This window comes from Pseudomonas sp. D2002, from assembly GCF_013385735.1.
Taxonomy (GTDB): Bacteria; Pseudomonadota; Gammaproteobacteria; order Pseudomonadales; family Pseudomonadaceae; genus Aquipseudomonas.
The window spans coordinates 211,879-232,340 of sequence record NZ_JACAPL010000013.1 but is presented as its reverse complement, the minus strand read 5'-3'; the positions used below and the strand labels follow the sequence as shown (position 1 = coordinate 232,340).

The following is a 20,462-nucleotide window of genomic DNA, read 5'->3' as shown; positions in this document are numbered from 1 at the left end:
ATTCAAGCCGGAGTGAGGGCATGCCGAGCCTAGGCGAGGTGCCGAGTGGTGGGGCAAGAGCCCTTTTGGTTACTTTTGGGGCTCTTTTCCAAAAGTGACCCGCTGTAAGAGCGGAACCCATATCCGCCATCACCCAAATAACGGATATGTACACAACCAACCCCGTCTAATCTCGAAGAAACATTACCAACACGAATAAAAATATCAATAAATAATGAAAGTAGAGAATATTAGCTTATGCCCAAATAGCATTATATTTTTAAAATCCATTCCGTTATGTTTGATCGCAACAGCCTACCCCTGACCTCGGATGGTACCCAGCGTGATTCAGATTCTGCGCGCCATAACCGGGTAAAGACCCCGCGGCAGAATCGTTGGAACGGAGTTCAACGTATGTTGCCCATTCAAACCCCTCGCTCGCCCCACACCTAGTTTCCAATCGCCGAAACACCTCGGAAAAAACCGAGCACCGCGCACGACCGCTCGACTGCCCGACTTCGCGATTTGGAAAGTTTGGAGCGACCATGAAGCAAGTTCTACCCCCCACCGCCGCACTGGCGCTGGCCCTGCTGACAAGCACGGCCCAGGCCCAGGACGACAGCACCTTGTCCACCGTGGTGGTCACCGGCAACCGTGGCGCCGAACAGCGCACCGTCACCAGTAGCCCGGTGCCGATTGATGTGGTCAGCGCCAAGCAACTGCAAAGCACCGGCAAGCCCGGCCTGATGGAAGCCCTGAGCGCCGTCATCCCATCCCTGACCCTGCCGGAAAAAACCGGTTGGGACGCCAGCGGCATTGCCCGCGCCCCGAACCTGCGTGGCCTGAGCGCCGCCGAAGTGCTGGTGCTGGTCAACGGCAAGCGCCGCCACACCAGCGCCACCTTGAACATCAACGGTATCAACACCGGCGCCGCGCCCGCCGACCTTGACTTGATCCCCATCAGCGCCATCGACCATGTCGAAGTGCTGCGCGACGGCGCCGCCGCCCAATACGGTTCCGATGCCATCGCCGGGGTGATCAACGTGATCCTCAAGGCCGACACCAGCGGCACTTCGGTGACCAACGTCGGCCAGGGTTACGACGGCAAGAAGCAGACCGTGCAACAAAGCCTCAACAAGGGCTTCGAGATCGGCAACGGCGGTATCGTGCAATTGGCCCTGGATGCGCGCAGCCAGAATGACGACAACAAGGCCAGCGCCAACGGCTACAGCTATGCACAAGCCTATGAGCAGGCGGGTCGTGCAACCTATGGCGGCTATGGCACACCCAAGACCAACCTGCTGACCCTGGGCTACAACGCCGAGCTGCCGATCGACGACAGCCTGAGCCTGTATTCCTTTACCACTTATTCGCGGCGCAAGGCCGAGCAGGGCCAGAATTTCCGCCTGCCGACCATCACCAACACCATCACCACCGGGCCGAATGGCTACCCGGCCGGGTATACGCCGACCTGGTACATCGACGAAGACGATTTCCAGGCCGCGTTCGGCGGCAAAGGCACCGTCGGCGCGTGGGACTGGGACCTGTCGACCACCTACGGGCGCAACGAAGCGGAGCAGGGCACCACGCATAACCAGAACCCGTCGCTGGGCGAGTACACACCCAACAGCTTCACCTCCGGCACCTGGATTTCCACCGAGCTGACCACCAACCTCGACTTCAAGCGCGGCTTCGACATCGGCCTGCAAAAGCCGCTGGACCTGTCCTATGGCTTCGAGCATCGGCGCGACACTTATGAGGTGCAGGCCGGTGACTATGCGTCCTATGCCAATGGCGGCTACTGCGTGGCGCCGGGCAATTGCGCGTCGTCCGGGGCGCAGGTCACCAACGGCATTTCACCGGCTGAAGAGAGCAGCGCCTCGCGCAACAGCCTCGCCACCTATGTGGATGTGGGCTTCAACCCGCTGCCGGACTGGTACGTGGGCACCGCGTTTCGCTATGAGCATTACAACGAAGGCGTCGGCGCGACCCGCAGCGGCAAGCTGACCACGCGCTACGATTTCAACCCGCAATTTGCCGTGCGCGCCACGGTCAGCAATGGCTTCCGCGCGCCGTCCCTGGCCAACAGCCTGTTCAGTGCGCGCTCGACCACCTATGGCGTGGTCGACGGCGTGTATCAGTCGATCAACTACGGCGTGCTGCCGGTGGGCTCGGCGGCGGCCAAGGCTCTCGGCGCCCAGGATTTGAAGCCCGAACGCTCGACCAACTTCAGCCTCGGTTTCACCCTCACGCCCACCGACCGCTTGAACTTCACCGCCGACGCCTACGTGATCAACCTGCGCGACCGCATCACCCTGACCGGCACCTTGCTCGGCCCGGAAGTCACCCAGGTCTTGCAGAACAATGGCATCAATTCCACTTCCGGCGGCCAGTACTTCATCAACGGTGCCGACACCCGCACCAAAGGCGTGGACCTGGTCAGCAACTACAACCAGGACATCGGCCCGTACGGCTCGCTGAAGTGGACGGCGGCGTTCAACTGGAACCAGACCAAGATTCTCAACTACAAGGCCTCCACCGACATCCTCGGCACCTCCTATGACCTGATGGACCGCCAGGCCCGTGGCCTGATCACCGATGTGCAGCCCAAGACCAAGCTGATCCTGGGCGGTGACTGGAGCATCGACCGCTTCAACCTCAACCTGGCCTTGACCCGTTATGGCTCGTACAAAGAGGTCAACGTCTCTGCCGACCGCAGCCTCGACCGGGTCTACAGCGCCAAATGGATCACCGACCTCGACCTTGGCTACAACCTCACCAAAGACCTCAACATCGCCGTCGGCGCCAAGAACCTGTTTGACCAATACCCCAAGAAACAAGGCGTGCCGAGCAGCACCATGCTCGCCAGCTACGGCACGTATTCGCCCTACGGTTTTACCGGCGGGTACTACTACACCCGGCTGACTTACGCCTTCTGAGGCCGCAACCCGCGAGGAATAGACCATGCCCATTGTCGCCAAAACCTATGACCTGATCGATGAGGTCACCGACTACCCGGTGCGCCAGGCGCGCGTCGCCACGCCGATCAAAGCCTTGCACGTGGTGCCGGCCCGGCACCCCTGGCGCTGGGCCGGGTCGATTTTCGCCGCGCTGGTGCTGCTCGCTATCGTGCATTCGCTGGCCACCAACCCGCGCTGGGAGTGGGGCGTGTTCGGCCAGTGGTTCTTCTCGCCGTCGGTGCTGCGTGGCCTCGGCCAGACGCTGTTGCTGACATTGCTCAGTACCGTGTTCAGCATCATCCTCGGCACCGCGCTGGCCCTGGCGCGGTTGTCGGGCTCGCCGCTGCTGGCGGCGTTGGCCTGGGGCTATATCTGGTTTTTCCGCTCGATGCCGGCGCTGCTGGTGCTGATCATCCTCTACAACTTTGCCTACCTCTACGACCACATCGTCGTAGGCGTGCCGTTCACCGGTGTGGTGTTCGCCGAATGGTCGACGGTGGATGTACTCAGCCAATTCACCGTGGCGGTGTTGGGCCTGAGCCTGATGCAAGCGGCCTACGCGGCGGAGATTATTCGCGGCGGCCTGATCGGCGTGGATGCCGGCCAGCATGAAGCGGCGGCGGCCTTGGGTTTGCCGGCTTCGCGCCGCATCTTCCGCATCATCCTGCCCCAGGCGCTGCGCTCTATTCTGCCCTCGGGGTTCAACGAAATCATTGGCCTGGTCAAGGGCACCTCCATCGTCTACGTGCTGGCCTTGCCGGAGCTGTTCTACACCGTGCAGGTCATCTACAACCGCACCCAGGCGGTGATTCCACTGCTGATCGTGGCCACCGTCTGGTACTTGATCATCACCACCGTGCTGACCAGCGCGCAGTACTACGTCGAGCGCCACTTCGCGCGTGGCACCGCGCGCGTGCTGCCGCCGACGCCCCTGCAACGCATCCGCCGCTGGCTCAAGGAGAAAACCCATGAGTGAAGCACGCGCCGGGCGCATCCAGATCCAGGGCGTGGGCAAGCGCTTTGGCAACCAGCAGGTGTTGAAAGACATCGACCTGACCATCGACCCCGGCAAGGTCACGGTGATTCTCGGGCCGTCCGGCTCGGGCAAGTCCACCTTGCTGCGCACCATCAACCACCTGGAGAAAATCGACAGCGGGCACATCACCATCGACGGTGAATACGTCGGCTATCGCCGCAAGGGTGACCTACTCTACGAATTGAAAGAGCGCGAGATTCTTAAGCGCCGCATCGACGTGGGCTTCGTGTTCCAGAACTTCAACCTGTTCCCGCACCTCACCGCCTGGGAAAACATCGCCGAGGCGCCGCTGGCCCACAAACGCTGGAGCAAGGCCGAAGCCCACTTCAAGGCCGCCGAGTTGCTGGCCAAGGTTGGCCTGGCGGACAAGGTCGATGCTTACCCGCGCCAGCTCTCCGGTGGCCAGCAACAGCGCGTCGCCATCGCCCGTGCCCTGGCGCTGGACCCCAAGGTGCTGCTGTTTGACGAACCCACTTCAGCCCTCGACCCGGAACTGGTGGGCGAGGTGCTCGACGTGATCAAGGGCCTGACCCAGCTGGGTGTGACCCTGGTGATCGTCACCCATGAGATCGGTTTTGCCCGCGAGGTGGCCGACCACGTGGTGTTTCTCTGCGATGGCCAACTGATCGAAGAAGGCCCGCCCGAACAGATTTTCCGCCAACCCCGACATCCCCGCACCGTGGCCTTTCTCGGCAAAGTGCTTTAGTTCAAGGAGTGATTGCCATGTTCATCAATACCGCCCGCGTGGCCCTGTTGGCACTTGCCGTCAGCACCGCGCAAAGCGCCTTCGCCGTGCAACAGGTCGACTTCAGCCCCGACCGCGTGCGCATCCATGTGCCGCGCAATGAAGCGGCCATCGCGCAGATCCCGCCAGGCTTCAAGTTCGCCCAGCCGGGCAAATTCACCGTGGCCGTGTCCGGCGTGGCCGGGCCACCCCTGGCGCTGCTGGCCAATGACGACAAGACCACCATCGGCAGCGAGGCCGACACCGCGCAGTTGGTGGCTGACAGTTTGGGCTTGCAACTCAACGTGGTGCAGACCAGCTGGGAGGATTGGCCGCTGGGCGTCAGCTCGGGCAAATACGACGCGGTGATCAGCAATGTCACCGTCACCGAGGCGCGCAAAAAGCGTTTTGACTTCGCCACTTACCGTCAGGATGTGCTCGGGTTTTATGTGAAGAGCACCAGCAAGATCACCGAGATCAAACAGGCCTCGGACATCGCCGGGCTGAAGATCATCGTCGGCTCCGGCACCAACCAGGAAAAAGTCTTGCTGGCGTGGAACGAGGCGAATGAAAAGGCCGGCATCAAGCCGGCGCTGTTGCAGTACTTCGACGACCAGGCCGCCGCGCAACTGGCGGTGCAGTCCGGGCGCAGCGATGCGCTGTTCGGGCCTAACTCGGTGTACGCCTATTCGGCGGCCATTACCGGCGGCATCAAGCTGGTCGGCACGGTGAATGGCGGCTGGCCGTTGAAAGCGGATATCGCCGTGACCACGCGCAAGGACAACGGCCTGGTCAAGCCGATTCACACTGCGCTGGAAGGCGCGATTGCTGGTGGCCAATACGAACAGGTGCTGCAACGCTGGGGCCTGGACATTGAGCGCGTCGACAAATCGCTGATCAACCCACCGGGCCTGCCGGACTAGGAGTCGCGAACATGGGACTGACACGACGTGAAGCGCTGTCGAGCATCGCCGCAGTCGGCGGTGAGCCGGCCGTCAAGGATGCACTCGCGGCATTGGGCCTGGGGCCGTCATCGCACCGGCGCCCGCAACCGCTGAAACTCAAGCCCGGCCTGGGCCAGGGCACCCGCGTGCTGGTGCTGGGCGGGGGGGTTGCCGGGCTGGTCACTGCGCTGGAACTGACCCGCGCCGGGTTTGATGTGCAAGTGCTGGAAGCCCGAGACCGGGTCGGCGGGCGCACCTGGACCCTGCGCAATGGCGATCGCGTGGACTACAAGGACGGCCGCACGCAAACCGTGGCGTTTGATCAGGGCCTGTATTTCAACGCCGGCCCGGCCAGGATTCCCAGCCAGCACCGTACGATTCTCGACTATTGCAGCGAGCTGGGCGTGCCGCTCGAAGTCCTGGTCAACAGCAGCCATGGCGCCCAGGTGCGCCCGGACCTGCAACAGCCCGCGTTCACCGTCGGCCAGGCGATCAACGATGCACGCGGGCACTTGTCCGGCTTGCTGGCCACAGCGGTGCAGCGTGATGCGCTCGACGATGTGCTGAGCAGTGAAGAGCGCACGCGCTTGCTGGCATTCCTGCAGGTATACGGCGACCTGTCGCAGGAGCTGGCCTATGAAGGCAGCCTGCGCGCCGGCCACCTGGAGTCGCCCGCGCACCCCGGCGCATTGCCCGCCAGCCGCAGCCCGCTGGCGCTTGATCGGCTGCTGCACCCCGAACTCTGGGGCGCGTTATTGCACACGGAGTTCCCGGAGTTCTCGGCGACCATGTTTCAACCCGTCGGCGGCATGGACCGCATCACCGACGCCTTCTACCAGCGCGTGCGCGACCACGTGCAACTCGGCGCCCAGGTGCGCCAGATCCGTCAGCTGGAAGACGGCGTGGCGGTGACCTACCACGATAAAAACAGTGGCCGCGAACAGGTGGTGCGCGCCGATTACCTGGTCTCGACCTTGCCGCTGCCGCTGCTGGCCAAGCTCGACACCGATTTCAGCGACCCGATCAAGGCCGCGTTGCTCAGCACCCGCAGCGACCAGGCGACCAAAGTGGCGTGGCAATCGCCGCGCTTCTGGGAAACCGATTACCGCACCTACGGCGGCCTGTCCTGGATCGAGCATCCGGCGCGGTTGCTCTGGTATCCGAGCAACGACCTCAACACCCGCGAAGGTTTGCTGGTGGCCGGTTACGTAACCGGGGAGGGCGCCGACGTGTTTGGCGCGCAACCGTTCGAGCAGCAGTACGCCACTTCGCAGGAAGCCGTCGAGCTGTTGCATCCGGGTTATTCCAAACACCTGCGCAACCCGCTGGCGGTGTCCTGGGAACAGATTCCCTACAGCGAAGGCCCGTGGCTGCAACGCGAACATTTCCCCGCCGACGCCAGTGCCTTGCTCGAACAGGCCCATGGCCGCGTGTACTTCGCCGGTGACGGCCTGGTGCAAAGCGGCGTGGGCATCTGGCAGGAATCGGCGGCCAACTCGGCGCGTCATGTGGTTGCGCAATTGGCTGACCGTGTGGCCCAACAAACCTACCTTGCGGCAGTGGCCGCCTCTTAAGGAGCACCCTCATGAGCGACAGCATTCAACGTACCAGCGTCGGTGATTTTCCGATTTCGCAAACCGTGACTGTGCCGGCCTCCGCCAGCCTGATTTTCGTCAGCGGCACCTTGCCGGATCTTGCCGACGCCCAGGCACCCGCTGGCACGCCAGCCGCGTACGGCAGCACTGAAGTGCAGACGGTGTCGGTGTTCAACAAGCTGCGCAAGATCCTTCAACAGCAAGACCTGGACCTGGGCGATATCGTGCAGCTGCGGGTGTTCCTGGTCGGCGCCGAAGAGACCGGCGGCAAGCTCGACTTTGCCGGGTTGCAGCGCGGTTACACGCAGTTTTTCGGCACGCCCGAACAGCCGAACAAACCGGCGCGCACCGCGTTGCAAGTGGTGGCGTTGCCGCTGCCGGGGGCACTGGTGGAAGTCGAAGCCATCGCCGCTAGAACCGCTTGATTTGAAGTGAGCTGGCTTGTTGTGGCGCGCGGGGCTTTTGTGGCAAGCCCGCTCACCACATCAAGCCCTGCTTGCCACAACAAGCCCTGCTTGCGACATTACCCCGGCTACTTAGGGCAAATGCCTAGGCACCCTTGCCGGGCAGTGGCCAGATCTGCTCGCGCACCGATTCGCCGAGCCAAACCATGCCGTGCATGAAGGTATCGCGCTCCTGTGGCGTGGTGAGGGGGAAGCTGGCGTAGTGCGTGTGCGCCATCACCCGCAGTTCTTCGGCCCACGCCTGCTTTTCCTGCTCACTGTCGAGGTTGCAGCCCTCAAGGACGTCAGCCGCAAGGAAGGTGCTCAACGCTATGGGCAGCGCATCGTGGGTGCCCAGGCGCGCGTTGAGCGTGGCGCTGCAGATCTCTACGGTCAGCCCGCTGATACCCTTGGCGAGGAGCTTTTTCAGCGGTTTTATTTTGTTGTTGGCGGCGAAGTTGGTGGACTTGAGCAGGGTGTTGTAATGCGGTTTGAAGTGGTTGATCAGGGCGGCCTCAGCCAGTGTGATGACCTCATCACGGTTCAGGCGCACATTGCGCAGCCGCTCAAAATGCTCCGCCTCATCCTGCTCGCTGGCCACCGGTTCAGCATTGAAGTCTCCGCCGTTGCTGATCATCGTCCGGCCGTGCTCGAACCGGTAGAGCAGGATCGACACCTCCAGCTCGGGGTTGTTGGTTGAGGTTTCTGCAAGGATGCGTTGCAAGGTGGTGTGGTTCAACAGCCGGTCCACCGCCGTACGCGCGTGAACCTTGCCGATGCCCTGGCCGACATACAGCACGTTCATGTCCCGATGTTCGGCTTGCAGGGCGCTGGTCGCGTTTGCCACGACGATGTGCGCGGCGGTGGTCATTTGCCGTGAGGTCGAGAGGATAGTCAGGTGCGTGCCGTTGGGCGCGACCAGCACCTGTTCGATGTCATCCTGATCGTCAGGCCCGATCCTCGGAATGTCATAACGGAAAGGGATGGACTGCACGCCCTGTTCGCTTATCACGATAAAACTGCCGTGCGCCGATCGACCGAGCAGGTACAGGTCATGCGGGTTGATCAGCACCCGACGCCTGGCGGTGATCAGGTAGATATTGCTGCCGGCAATCGCCTCTCGGAAATGCCCATCGCCCTTGGCGCGGTAGAGGTCGGCGGGTGTCAATACCGTGGGTGGGCTGGAATAGAGGTGAGTTGCGCCTTCGGCAGAAAACTGTCGAATGATCGAGTCCATGCTGGTCATCGTTCCGTCCTGGCGGGGCTGCGCGCAACGGCAGCGTCGCGCCGCAGTGTGGCAAAAAAACGCGGCCATGGGCACTGACTGAACGGATAGGTATTCAGTTTTACCCATGGGACGTACACCTGACTGTGGCCGGGGCTTACTACCATTTCCAGCGACCCTGTTTTTTCAGGGTCGCGATGATGGCTTCGCGTTTATGGCGGATCTCTACCATCTTGTGGCGCAGTTCGCGGCAGCGGTGGCTGTTGAGGATCAAGAGGCCGGTCAGCGGGCCGAGGAGGGCTGTGGAGTAGAGGTAAATATTGGGGGCGTGGATGATTGAGGCCAGTGAGACCATAAAACAGATGATGTATAAGCCGACATGTATCCAGACCCAATGAATGTGACCGTACAACACTCGAGCTTTGGCGATACCAAACACTATCGTGATTGCCAGCCCGGAAAAAAACCAATTTCGCAACGTTGTATCGTCCGGTGCACCGGAAAGATAGGTGACCAATACCAGCAAACCGGTCAGTGCAATTGAGAAACACCCGGCAAGCACCCATCCAGCAATGACGGGTGTGTAGCGTTTGCGCAGTAAACGAGGGTCTTCTAAATAGAAAACTGAATAATTGAAGTCTTCTGCGCTCATATTTTTCCAGTCAAGAGCGGATTGATTGCTGTAACCCATTTCGTCCAGGGCTTTTTGGGCTCGCTGCTTTTTCACGGTCTGACTTCCTCGTAAAGACCGATAGCGAGGGTCTTGACGTTCCCTGACATTGCGCTGCTTGTTATCCCCAGTACTCCTGCACATGCATCCCTTATGTGATTGGCTGTGGCACGTTGCATGTGTGTCGCACTGATGCGCTTAGACGCGTTGCCAGCAGCTTTTTTCAACTTGAGTAGTTTCGTCGTCAGTCGCGCATCGTTGATTCTGAGCAATTCATCATTGAGTTTTACCCGCTCTTGTCGTGTAAGCCCTTTGAGTATTTGTCTGAGGGGTTTACCCGTTACCCTGGTACCGACATTAATGGCTTTGACTGTCGTCAGGGCTGATGTTCCAATCCCAAGTAAAGCGACGCCATCCAGCACAGAGGTAGCGGCCTCATACCAAACCTCGTTGTCGAGACGATCAAGAATTTGCGGAGCAATCAACTCAGCGCCGGTTCTACCAACGCCGATAAAACATTGGGCGAGACTGGCTGCCAAGGCAGCCTGGCCAATAAACGTAATTGCCGTACTCGCTCCCGCTGAAAACGGTATTAACGCAATTCCACTCGAAACTACCATCCAACTCAACAACGCACCCGTACAAGTGACCGCCGTATTCAGAGACTCCGCTACCAGTTCCGACTCCCGCGGCTCATGCTCCAACATCCGCTTGAACTCCGCAGGCCCTACATAGCGAGGCGCCTCGCGTAACACCACCTTCTTCGGCACCACGCTGCATACCGCCTGAAACTCACGCAGTGTCACGACATTGAATTCATCATCGATATACACCACCCCCGCGCCAATCAGCGCCGGATCAGCATCAATGGCGAAGAACAGCTTGCGTAGATCAATACGGCTTTCAATCCGCTGACGCGCAGTGCGGTGAGCCGAGGGGAATCCATCGTTCAACAGGGACGCAGTCATCCTTAACTCCTGGTTTTTGCGAGAGTCGAGAGCGTAAAGACGAGCAGGCAGCTATGAATGTCGGAAGGTTCGCCAATTCAAGTGGGGTGCGTCTCTATCCCGATTTGGCGTCTTGCGTGCAGCGTGGTGGCTAAGGAAAAGTGCGCCCCACGTCACTACCGACGCACACCAAGACAGGGAACAAGCATGGCCGTCGATATGTTTTTGAAACTGGGCGACATCAAGGGTGAGTCAAGGGATCAAGCCCATCGCGATGAGATTGATATCACCCACTGGGCGTGGGGAATGTCGCAGTCGGGGTCGATGCACAGCGGCACGGGTGGTGGTGCGGGCAAGGTCAATATTGCCAATTTGAACCTGACAAAGCCGCTGGATAAATCCAGCCCCAACCTGATGATGGCCTGCGCCAGCGGCAAGCATTATCCGGAAGCGAAACTGGTGGTGCGCAAGGCGGGAGGCGCGAGCCCGGTGGAGTATTTGGTGATCACCCTGAAGGAGGTCATGGTGGTGTCCTACAGCACCAGTGCTGAAAACGGCGCCGATGTGCTGCATGACAGCTTTGCCTTGAATTTCGCCACCGTCGACGTCAGCTACCAGCCGCAAAAAGCCGACGGCGGCAAGGACGGTGGACCGGTGAAATTTGGCTGGAACATCCGGCAGAACGTGAAGGCCTGAGCCCCAGCCAGTCCTTTATTGCTGCAACTGCAATGCCTGCTGCTTAAGTTGGCGTTTACGCTCAAACGGCAACTTCTCATCATCCCCATACGGCGCGCTGTACCAGTTGCCATAACTCGGGTTAGGCAGCAAAAACCAGCGTTGTCCCAGCCAATTCAGGTAGGGCGCTACGGCCTTGCGCTGGTCCGCGAGGGTGTTGTGTTCGGCCTGCACGAAATCCCCCAGGGAATCGCCCGCCATCAACAACACGCGGGCGTGGCTGGCGACCCATTGGCGGCGGCAATTTTTGCCATAACCGGCGCTTTCGCAATGGCCGGTCGGCGTGCTGGCGGCGAGCACCTGCTCGTCGCTGTCCACCGGGAAGCCGCGCAGGCGCAGGTTGGCGACCGTGGCCGCGACCTGGCTGTGTTCGCGGTTGGTGAGGTAGTAAACCTTGATGCCTTTTTGTTGTGCTGCTTGCAGGAACGCCACCGCGCCGGGCAGCGCCTGGGCCTTGGCCTGGTCGACCCAGGTGTTCCAGCGGTCGTAGGAGTAGACCTGATTATTGATGATGTCGCGGGCATTGAGCGGCACGTTGTCGAGCAGGGTTTCGTCGATATCCACGACCACCGCGGGCGGCAGGCCAGCCAGGTTGCGCGGCGGGAAGGGCAGGGCATCCCAGGTTGGGTCGGCCAGCGCCACGTCGAGCTGGCGGGTGGCGTTGGCGAACAGCTGGCGGTAGATCAACTCATGTTCGATGGAGGTTTGGGTCCAGAGCACGGCGTCGAGTTGGTCGTTGGCCGGTGGGGTTTGCTGGCAGCCGGCGAGGGCGGTGGTCAGCAGGCAGGCACCGGCGAAAATCAGGTTACGCATGGGCAAGTCTCGAAGAGGAGGGCGCGTCGGCAGCACCTTAGCCTAAACACCGACCTTAAGCTGTACCTCAACCTAAATGTGGGAGCGGGCTTGCTCGCGAAGGCAGTGTGTCAGTTGATATTTCCGGCGACTGACACTCCGCCTTCGCGAGCAAGCCCGCTCCCACATTTGGATCTTCGTGAATCAGACAGAGAGGATGTGGAGTGCCCCCTTCAAGGCCCGCACACCAACGCCTGGCGCTCATAGTTCAGTGCTTTATTCTGCGGCGCTAACGCATAGCTTGCGCTGCACTGTTGATCGCCCCACTTGATGATCAACGTACCCTGGTCCTGTTCCACCAGCGCCAGTGCATTGCCGTTCGGGTCCGCAATCGCCAGTTGCTTGCCGGCCGAGTCTTCCAGCGAAGCGCCAAACGCCAGCGGCTTGTGTTGCGCATCAAACAATTCAAACAACACCCGCCGCCCGGTGGTGCCGCTGTAGTGCGCCACCACGATTGCGCCACGGCGCGGCACCACTTGCTGGGTGGCGTTGGTGATTTCCACATCGCCGCCGAGGTCGCGGGTGTCCAGGCTCACCCAGTTGACGCGGTAAGGCTGGGCATTCGGGATTACGGCGTAGCCGTTGTAGCCGGTCTCGACGCCGCTGTAGCTGCTGATTTTCGCCCCGGAGATGCCCGGCACTTCGGCCAAGGCGAACGTCTCGCTGACGGTCTGGCCAAGGTTGATGCCGCCGGCGTGCGCCACCACGGAACCGGCCAGGTTGAGGTTCTGCGAGTTATAACCCTGGCCCTGGCTGTAGCCGAGGCTGACGTCCGCCACCGACGTGCGGCTGTTGAGGTTCACCGAGCCGGAATCGCCGCTGGTGTCGCTGTGGCCTGCCTGTACCGAGTAGAACGTGTCGCTGGTGTCGGCGACATAGCCGTTGACGCCCGCCTGCGTGGTGGTGTCGCCGTGCTGCCGGCTGGTGGTGACAAATGCGCGTGGCGCGCGCGCCTGGCTGCCCAGCGGGAATGAGACGGACAGGTTCAACTGGGTGTCGCTGCTCGGCTGGCCCCAGGCGACGATTTGCTTGGTGCGCGTCACGCCGAGGTTGTAGCTCAGGTCGCCCCAGTTGCTGGTGTAGCCGGCCGAAAAGCTCTGCGAGCCGCCACGGTTCCAGTAGCGCTGGTCGCTGGCGTTCACGTACACGCTGCCGAACTCGCTGTTGCGGCCGATGCTCTGGTTGATGGTCAGGTCGGTGCGGGTTTTCGAGTGGCCAGTGCGCACACGCACATCCTGGCTGTTGTCTTCGACGTGGTCGGTGAGGGTGCGGTAGCCCTCGGTGGAATAGCGGTAGGCGGCCAGGGTGAAGTTGGTATCGGTGCCGGTAAAGGTTTTTGCATACAGCGCGCGCACGCTGCTGCCCTGGGTGGTTTTCCCCTGGGCCTTGCTGGACGAGTGGGTGGTGTCCAGCGAGAAGGCGCCGAACGCGGTGTTCTTGCCGGCGCCGACGGACAGCGCGTTGTAGTCCTCGCTGGCCTGCAACCCGACAATCCCGCTGAGGTTGCTGGTCAAGCCATACGCCAGGGTGCCGCTGAGAAAACGCGGGCTCGCCAGACCCTCGGCATTGCTCTTGAACGTACCCGCCGAGAGGCTGTACTTGACCTGGCCTTCACGCACCATGATCGGCAGGCTGGAAAACGCCTGCGTTGTCACCCGGCGCGTGCCATCGGCCTCGATCACGGTGATTTGCAGGTCGCCGTTGGAGCCGCTGGGGTAAATATCATTGATCTCGAACGGCCCCGGCGCGACGTTGGCGGTGTAGAGGATGTAGTCGTTCTGGCGGATTTCCACGGTCGCGTTGGTCTGTGCCACGCCACGAATCACCGGCGCATAACCGCGCTCGCTGTCGGCGCGCATGCCGTCATCGGAGGCCAGTTTCAGGCCACGATAACGCACACTGTCGAACAGGTCGGTGTCGGAGAAAATCTCACCGGCGCTGAACTGGCCCTTGAGCGCGGTCACGTCGTGCTGCACGTAGGTGCGGTTGCTGGTGTAGGTGTTCGGGCGGCCGGTGCCGCCACTCAGGTTCGACTCGTTGCGCAGGCGCCAGGCGCCGAGGTTGATGCCGTTGCGCAGGCCGAGGTTATTCGAGATGCGCGCTTTAGCGTCGCCCGCCGTGCGGCTGCTGTTGAGTTGGTAGTTGATGAACGCAGCGGGCACGCCGTCATCCCATAACTGTGGGTCGACATACCCGCGCAGGCCACGCTGCATGGCCACTTGCGGAATGCTCGCCATCAGGCGCAGGCGGCTGCTGTCGTAGCGCACGCTGGCGTCCTCTATCATGTCGGCGAGGGCGTAGCATTCCTGGGGTTGCTGCGGGTCGACTTTGCCGTCGGCCTGCAGGCGTTTCATGTCGATGCCCAACTGCGTGAGCAGGTCGAGGGTCAGGCAGGCTTCGACCCGGCCGTTTTGCGGGTTGCGCTTGAAGTCGATGTCGCGCCGGCCCACCAGCACTTCGTTGCTGTACAGGTCGACGCGGTAGTTGCCCGGCAGCACGCTGTTGGCCGAGAGCAACTGCTGCAGGTCGACCGGTGACTGTGAGCCTTGCAGGAACGTGGTGTTGAAGGTTTCCGCTGCCTCATCGGCCATGGCCCAGGCCGGCAGGCTGGCGGCAATCGCAAGCGACAGCGTCCTCAACTTCAGTGCGCTACGCGCGGGCCTGTTGCTGGAAAGAAAAGACATGCGAAGACCTGTGACATCCCTGATTGGCGAACAGGCGGGCACGCAAACACGCACGCAACGTGAGCCTGTGGGTTAGAGAAAGTACTTAGGGGGTGAGGCGTGATTCAGTCGCGTGCGCTACGGCGCTCGACAGGGCTGCGCTGTAGTGGTTCTGCGCGCCGTAATCATTGATGCTGGAAAACGTCAGTTGCACCGGGCCGGGCGCTGGCGCCGCCTTGAGCGGGAACTGTTTTTCCTCGCCGGGCGCAACCATGGTCGAGTCACTGGCCAGTTGCGCCTGCACTTTCACGTCGGCCATGGACACGTGGTACAGCGTCGGGTTTTTCACCCGCAGCAGCGTTTGCGCGCCGTGTTTGACCAGGCTCCATTCGAGCTGCGCCGGGGCCTGCAACGCACTGCCCGTCAGGCCGGCAGGGCGGTAAAAAATCTTGATGCGTTGGCGGATGGCCAACTGCAAGGTGTTCTCGGTCTCACTGGCCTTGGGGATTTCCTGCACATTGAGCCACACCACCGACTCACGGTCCGTGGGCATGCCCGTGCCTTCATACAAGATGCGCAGCAGTTGCTGTTCCTTGGCGAAGACGCGCGCCAACGGCGGGGTGACGGCAAACGGGGCGCGGCTGCCGCTGGTGTCGTTCATGTCGACCCAGGACTGAATCAGCACGTCCTGGTTACCGTTGCGCACGGTGATATTGGCTTCTTTGTGGTCGCCATCGAACACGATACGGGTGGCGTTCAATGAAATGCTGGCGGCGGCCTGGGTAGCCATAAGCATGCCCAGCAGCCCCAGGCACGCGGCGATAGAACGAGGCAGCATGAGGGTTATCCGGTGTAATCAAAAAGAGAATGGCGAGGCCGTTTGGCCTCGCGCGTTCGGTGCACGGGGTGCCGGGGTTACTCGTATTGCAGGATGAACGGCAGGGTGGCATCACCACGACCCGCGGTAGACGCACCGGCGGCACCGGTGGTGACGTAGGCCGCCGCGAAGCTCAGGGTGGCGTCGCCGCCGGCAGCGCCGTTGCCGTGCATGGTGCTTTCGATGCGCGCAGTGGCTGCCGAGCTGAGGTCGATCAGGGTGCCGTTGCTGTCGAGCAGGGCGATACCGACGTTTTTAGCCGAAGCGGAACCAGCGTTCAAAGCCAGCACGTTCTTGCCGGTCACCAGGCCCGAACCGCCGTTGTTGGCGTCAAAGATCATCGCGACTTTGGTGCCCTGGTTGCAGTTGACGTTCAAGTTGAAGTCTTTGGCGGTCACACGGCCTGCGGTTGGGTTTTCTGCGGTGCCCATGTCTTTGATCGACACGTTGCCCATGTCCACCGAAATAGTACGGTCGGAGTTGGCGCCGTCGACCGAGCAGGCGTCGTTGTTGATCACGCCGGTGAAGGTAATTTTACCGCTGCCGCCCAGGGTAGGCGTCGGTGCCGGGTCTGCGGCAAATGCACTGCCGGAGGCAGCGATAACGGCCGAGGCGATAACAGCCAGGGAAAACTTCTTCATGATGATGTCCGTAAGTGTTAGTTGGAAAATGCGGTTGTTGAACTGCGAGGAAAGAGTAAGCGGCAAGACGCGGCGAGCGAATAAGACGATTCTTATAAGCCGCGCAATAGACGGGTTAGTTGCACCGGGAGAGGGGACAGGGGAGAGGGGGGAGAGGAAAGGGGGCCAGTAAATAAAGGACCAAGCCATTGTCCAGGAATGGCTTGCAAGGGGTGCTTAGTTGAACAGGTTACGCGTCAGGCAATAGGTGAGAAGGTCCTGGTCGCTGCTCACTTCAAGTTTGCGCATCGCCGATATCTTTTGCGCACTGATGGTCTTTGAACTGCGGTTCTGGCTGCGCGCAATATCACTCACGCTCATGCCGGAAATAAACAAACGCAAGATCTCGAACTCTTTGGGCGACAAACTGGTGAAGCGCTCGTCGATGGCGGTCAACGTCTCGATCACCGAGGTTTTCGGCGGCTCCAGGCTGCGGTAGGCGCTCTGTTGTGCAATCGCCTTCAGCGCCAGCTGGATCTCGGTGTGCAACTGGCTTTTCTGGATGATACCGACCACGCCCAGCTCCTGCAGACGGGTGAGGATCAGGTGGTTGGAAATCATCGTCAGGATCAGAATCTGCACCTGCGGGAAATGCCGTTTCAGGTACTCCACCAGTTTCAGGCCATCGCCGTAGGGCGAGTCGCCCGGCATGTTGTAATCGGTGATCACAATGTCGGCGCCCTGGCGCTGCAACAGCTCGATCAGGCCCGCCGAACACACGGCTTCGCCCACGACCTGAAAGCGCGTGTCGCGCTCCACCAGCTCGCGTACCCCAAGCAGCACGATCGGGTGATCGTCCGCGATAACCACGTTGAATTTTTTCATAAAGGGCCGTCCGTAGTGCCAGTTCAAGTGAGGGAAGTGTGCCCGGGCTGGAGCATGTCCAGGACGGCTGACAGTCGCTGCATCACAGCCTTCACCTTAAGCTCAAGCGAGGTGTCGAGGCTGCCGCGATTCAGTGCGCTTTCCAGTTCGATGCAGGCCTGGGCCAGGTCGAGCGCCTGCACTGCGCCGAGGGCACCGGCGGCCGAGTGCAGCAGTTGGCCGAGGGTGCGCGCATCGCGCTGTGCCAGGGCCGCGCCGATACGCTGCAAGTCTTGCTGCACGCTGCTGATGAACAGCGGGCGCATCTTGTCCGACAGCTGCACGCTGTCATTGAACGTCTGCGGCGGTGGTTCTACCGGTGGCTTGCCTTTGCAGTGCTTGGCCAACTGCGCGCGCAAGGTTTGCAGGCTCAGGGGTTTGACGATCCAGGCATTCATGCCCACCGCCAGGCAGCGCACGCCTTCTTCGCGCATGGCGTTGGCGGTCACGCCGATAATCGGCAACTGCCGATCATGCGCCCTGAGGGTCTTGGTCAGTTCATAGCCATTCATCAAGGGCATGTTCACGTCAGTCAGCACCAGGTCGAACGCCTGCGGTTGCCACAGCTGCAGCGCCTGCTCGCCGTTGGCGGCCAGGGTCACCGAGCAGCCGAGCGCTTCCAGTTGTTCCTTGATGATCGCCTGGTTGACTGGGTTGTCCTCCGCCACCAGGATGCGCAGCTCCAGCCGCCCAGCGCTTTGCGGCAAGGTAGCCGGCGGATGCTCGTGCTTGCCGTGCTGCGCCAACGACACGGTGGCTGCAATGGCGCGCATGGCGTGCATGTCCACCACCCAGCCCTGTTCCGTGTGCAGCGGCGGGGAGTGCGCGCCCGGCAGGCACAGCACACGTTGGCCGGGCCAGGGGCGCAGCGGCTCATTGGGCAGCACATCGATCAGCACCGCGCGGCGGCTATCCTGCTCGGGCGTGGACGCCGCCAGGGCCGCCGTAATGCCCAGACGGTTGAGCCAGTCACACAGCGACTGCGCCAACTCCCGCACCGGTGCTTGCACATACACGGGCGTTGGGCTGGGTTCGATCAGCGGCATGTTGGTCAGGGCACCGCTGCACAACGGCAGGCGCATTTTCAGGGTAAAGCTGCTGCCCAGGCCCGGTTCGCTGACCACCTTGATTTCACCGCCCATCATCTGCGCCAGCCAGCGGCAAATCGGCAGTCCCAGCCCGGCGCCGCCTTCGCCGGCGGTGTCCGGTGCCTGGTAAAATACGTCGAACAGCTTGGCCTGTTGCGCCTCGGGAATGCCCACGCCGGAGTCGGTGACCTGCCATTCGAGGTCGACGTTGTTGGCGTCGAGTGCGGTGACTCGGGCGCGAATGACCACGCGCCCGATATCGGTGAACTTGATGGCGTTGCTCACCAGGTTATTCAGAATCTGGCGGATCCGCATCGGGTCGCCCATCACACAGTCCGGTAGCTGCGGATCGATGCAGCTGTAGAGTTGCAAACCTTTGCGCTGGGCGAAGGCGGCATAGGTGTGCAAGGTGTCTTCGAGCATGTCCAGCGGGCAGAACTCCACGGCTTCAATCGCCATTTGCCCGGACTCGATTTTCGAGACGTCCAGCACATCACTGATCAACTGGAACAGCGTGGCGGAGGAACGCTGGATCGTATGCAGGTAAGTTTGCTGATGGGGGTCCAGGTCGGTCAGGCCGAGCAATTCCAGGGTGCCAAGCACGCCATACAACGGCGTGCGAATTTCATGGCTCATGGTCGCCAGGAACAGCGTCTTTGCCTTGTTGGCGGCATCGGCGGTGCGGCGGGCGTCCTCCAAGGCCTGGGCGTCGTCGATATGCCGGGTGATGTCGTTGAACGCATACAGGCGCACGTCTTCGGCCTGATAGCGGGTGGAGACAAAGCCGACTTGCAAGTGCCGGCCTTCGATCTCCAGGTGCGTTTCGCCGCTCTCGCCGCTCTCGCCGCTCTCGCCGCTCTCGCCGCTGTCGTGCACACCGGCCATGGCGGCCACCAGGCGCGCGGTGCCCGGCCATTGCTGGGCGCGTTGGTTTTCGATCAAGACCTTGCCGTCACTGCGCCGTACCACACACAAACCGGTGGGCGCGGTGTCGATGATCACGCGGCTGAAAGCCACGCTTTCGGCAATGCGTTCGTGGGCCAGGCGCGCGGGCGTGATCACCTGGCGCCGATACCAACGGCTGCCGGCCCAGCCCAGGCTGATCAAACTGGCAAGGAACAACGCCAGGCTGCTCAACGGCCATAAGGCCGAGTGGAAGAAGTGCGAGTAGTTCAGGCCATACACCGCGCTCCACGGCTGGTCACCGGCCTGGGTGATCTTGAACTCAAAGCCGTAGGCGTTAACGTGTATGCCGTCGCTGAGCGTCGCGTCGGTCTCGGGCCCGATCAACCGGCTGCCATCGGGCGCAATCAGGGTAAAGCTATCAAAGGCCGAATGCTCGAGGGTACGCTGCACGTCGTCGACCTGGGCCACGTCGAGCACGGTGCCGACCACCGCCTGGCCCTGGCCGTCGAGGGGCAAACCGATATAAGCCAGCAGATGATCGGGCGCGGGGCCGGCTTGCCAGTACACGCGGTTCTGTTCCAGCGGCTGCGGCGTCTGCTCGAGGGTTTGCTGCACCGCATTGACCAGCGCCACCAGGTTGCCGGTTTCCTCGGTGTTTTCTCGGCGCTGATAGCCCACCGACGGAATGGTGATGATGTAAGGCGTCTGGCGATTGAGCAGAAAGGTTTGCGGCGCCTCGTACGGCGATGAGGACCAGAACGCGCTGAAGTAGCTGGTCAGGTGCGCGCCCAAGGCAAAGATCTGCGGCCGGGCGGCGGGGCTGACCTGCTGCTCATCGAACTTGACGCTGAACGGCACCGAAAACGAATACTTCTGGCCTTCGTACAGCGTGCGGTGGTTGTCGACCATGCGGCTTTTGAGGCTGACCTGCACGTCGGTGGCGCGCAGCAGTTCGGCCTGGATGCCCGGATGCGTCAGGCTCTTGAGGTACGACGCCTGTTCCGCCAGGTTCTCCATCAAGCGCGCAAAATGAAAGCGGGTGGCGCCGTAGCGGGTTTCGACCCCGCGTTGCAGCGACCAGTAGTTGGTCAGGACCAGCAGCAACGCGATCCCGATCAACACCATCAGGCCTTTGTTCAGGCGCACGGAGCTGCGGGTAAAGGCTTCGAGGACCGCGTTGTTGTGCTTCATCAGGGGTTTCCGCAAGCGCAGGATAAATCGGCACTGGATGGAGCTTACTCCTTACTATCTAACAGATAATCCACGGCCACCAG

The 20,462-nt window shown here is 61.6% G+C and carries 16 protein-coding genes; 7 read left to right on the top strand and 9 right to left on the bottom strand.

All coding sequences use genetic code 11. The features are described from left to right. Positions 1-524 precede the first annotated feature (524 nt). Genes HX783_RS24350 through HX783_RS24325 form a run of 6 tightly spaced genes read left to right on the top strand, consistent with a single transcriptional unit; the run spans position 525 to position 7,663 of the window. A complete protein-coding gene (locus HX783_RS24350; protein ID WP_177018533.1) occupies positions 525-2,918 on the top strand; it encodes a TonB-dependent siderophore receptor in 2,394 nt (797 codons plus the stop codon). 25 nt (positions 2,919-2,943) lie between these two features. Then, positions 2,944-3,915: an amino acid ABC transporter permease gene (locus HX783_RS24345; RefSeq protein WP_177018532.1), complete on the top strand. Its 972-nt coding sequence runs from the start codon at positions 2,944-2,946 to the stop codon at positions 3,913-3,915. Beyond that, the gene (locus tag HX783_RS24340; RefSeq protein ID WP_177018531.1) at positions 3,908-4,681 is read left to right on the top strand and encodes an amino acid ABC transporter ATP-binding protein; all 774 of its coding nucleotides are present in this window, start codon (positions 3,908-3,910) and stop codon (positions 4,679-4,681) included. The genes HX783_RS24345 and HX783_RS24340 overlap by 8 nt, the downstream gene beginning before the upstream one ends. 17 nt (positions 4,682-4,698) lie before the next feature. Next, complete coding sequence (locus HX783_RS24335) at positions 4,699-5,622, top strand: ABC transporter substrate-binding protein (RefSeq protein WP_177018530.1); 924 nt, start codon at positions 4,699-4,701, stop codon at positions 5,620-5,622. Positions 5,623-5,633: 11 nt separating this feature from the next. After that, positions 5,634-7,217, top strand: coding sequence for an FAD-dependent oxidoreductase (locus HX783_RS24330; protein WP_177018529.1), 1,584 nt, complete (start codon positions 5,634-5,636; stop codon positions 7,215-7,217). Positions 7,218-7,228: 11 nt separating this feature from the next. Next, positions 7,229-7,663 (top strand): RidA family protein, encoded by a 435-nt coding sequence (locus tag HX783_RS24325; RefSeq protein ID WP_177018528.1) that lies wholly within the window; start codon positions 7,229-7,231, stop codon positions 7,661-7,663. A gap of 124 nt (positions 7,664-7,787) precedes the next feature. Here the strand turns inward: HX783_RS24325 and HX783_RS24320 are convergent, their stop codons facing one another. The 3 genes from HX783_RS24320 to HX783_RS24310 form a co-directional block, all read right to left on the bottom strand. After that, positions 7,788-8,927, bottom strand: coding sequence for a hypothetical protein (locus tag HX783_RS24320; RefSeq protein ID WP_177018527.1), 1,140 nt, complete (start codon positions 8,925-8,927; stop codon positions 7,788-7,790). A gap of 139 nt (positions 8,928-9,066) precedes the next feature. Then, complete coding sequence (locus HX783_RS24315) at positions 9,067-9,633, bottom strand: hypothetical protein (RefSeq protein ID WP_371317708.1); 567 nt, start codon at positions 9,631-9,633, stop codon at positions 9,067-9,069. Next, positions 9,630-10,544, bottom strand: a complete 915-nt coding sequence (locus HX783_RS24310) for an NAD synthetase (protein WP_177018526.1) — start codon at positions 10,542-10,544, stop codon at positions 9,630-9,632. The genes HX783_RS24315 and HX783_RS24310 overlap by 4 nt, the downstream gene beginning before the upstream one ends. A gap of 186 nt (positions 10,545-10,730) precedes the next feature. Between HX783_RS24310 and HX783_RS24305 the strand changes: the two genes are divergently transcribed. Then, positions 10,731-11,219: a type VI secretion system tube protein Hcp gene (locus HX783_RS24305; RefSeq protein ID WP_177018538.1), complete on the top strand. Its 489-nt coding sequence runs from the start codon at positions 10,731-10,733 to the stop codon at positions 11,217-11,219. A 15-nt stretch (positions 11,220-11,234) separates the two neighbouring features. Here the strand turns inward: HX783_RS24305 and HX783_RS24300 are convergent, their stop codons facing one another. The 6 genes from HX783_RS24300 to HX783_RS24275 form a co-directional block, all read right to left on the bottom strand. Then, complete coding sequence (locus HX783_RS24300) at positions 11,235-12,071, bottom strand: 5'-nucleotidase, lipoprotein e(P4) family (protein ID WP_177018525.1); 837 nt, start codon at positions 12,069-12,071, stop codon at positions 11,235-11,237. A gap of 212 nt (positions 12,072-12,283) precedes the next feature. Next, positions 12,284-14,794, bottom strand: a complete 2,511-nt coding sequence (locus tag HX783_RS24295) for a fimbria/pilus outer membrane usher protein (protein ID WP_177018524.1) — start codon at positions 14,792-14,794, stop codon at positions 12,284-12,286. Positions 14,795-14,879: 85 nt separating this feature from the next. Further along, positions 14,880-15,611 (bottom strand): molecular chaperone, encoded by a 732-nt coding sequence (locus tag HX783_RS24290; protein ID WP_177018523.1) that lies wholly within the window; start codon positions 15,609-15,611, stop codon positions 14,880-14,882. Between the two features lie 77 nt (positions 15,612-15,688). Next, positions 15,689-16,291, bottom strand: a complete 603-nt coding sequence (locus HX783_RS24285) for a fimbrial protein (protein WP_159957959.1) — start codon at positions 16,289-16,291, stop codon at positions 15,689-15,691. Between the two features lie 216 nt (positions 16,292-16,507). Then, a complete protein-coding gene (locus HX783_RS24280) occupies positions 16,508-17,155 on the bottom strand; it encodes a response regulator (RefSeq protein ID WP_177018522.1) in 648 nt (215 codons plus the stop codon). A 23-nt stretch (positions 17,156-17,178) separates the two neighbouring features. Then, the gene (locus tag HX783_RS24275; RefSeq protein ID WP_177018521.1) at positions 17,179-20,379 is read right to left on the bottom strand and encodes a hybrid sensor histidine kinase/response regulator; all 3,201 of its coding nucleotides are present in this window, start codon (positions 20,377-20,379) and stop codon (positions 17,179-17,181) included. Between the last annotated feature and the right edge of the window lie 83 nt (positions 20,380-20,462).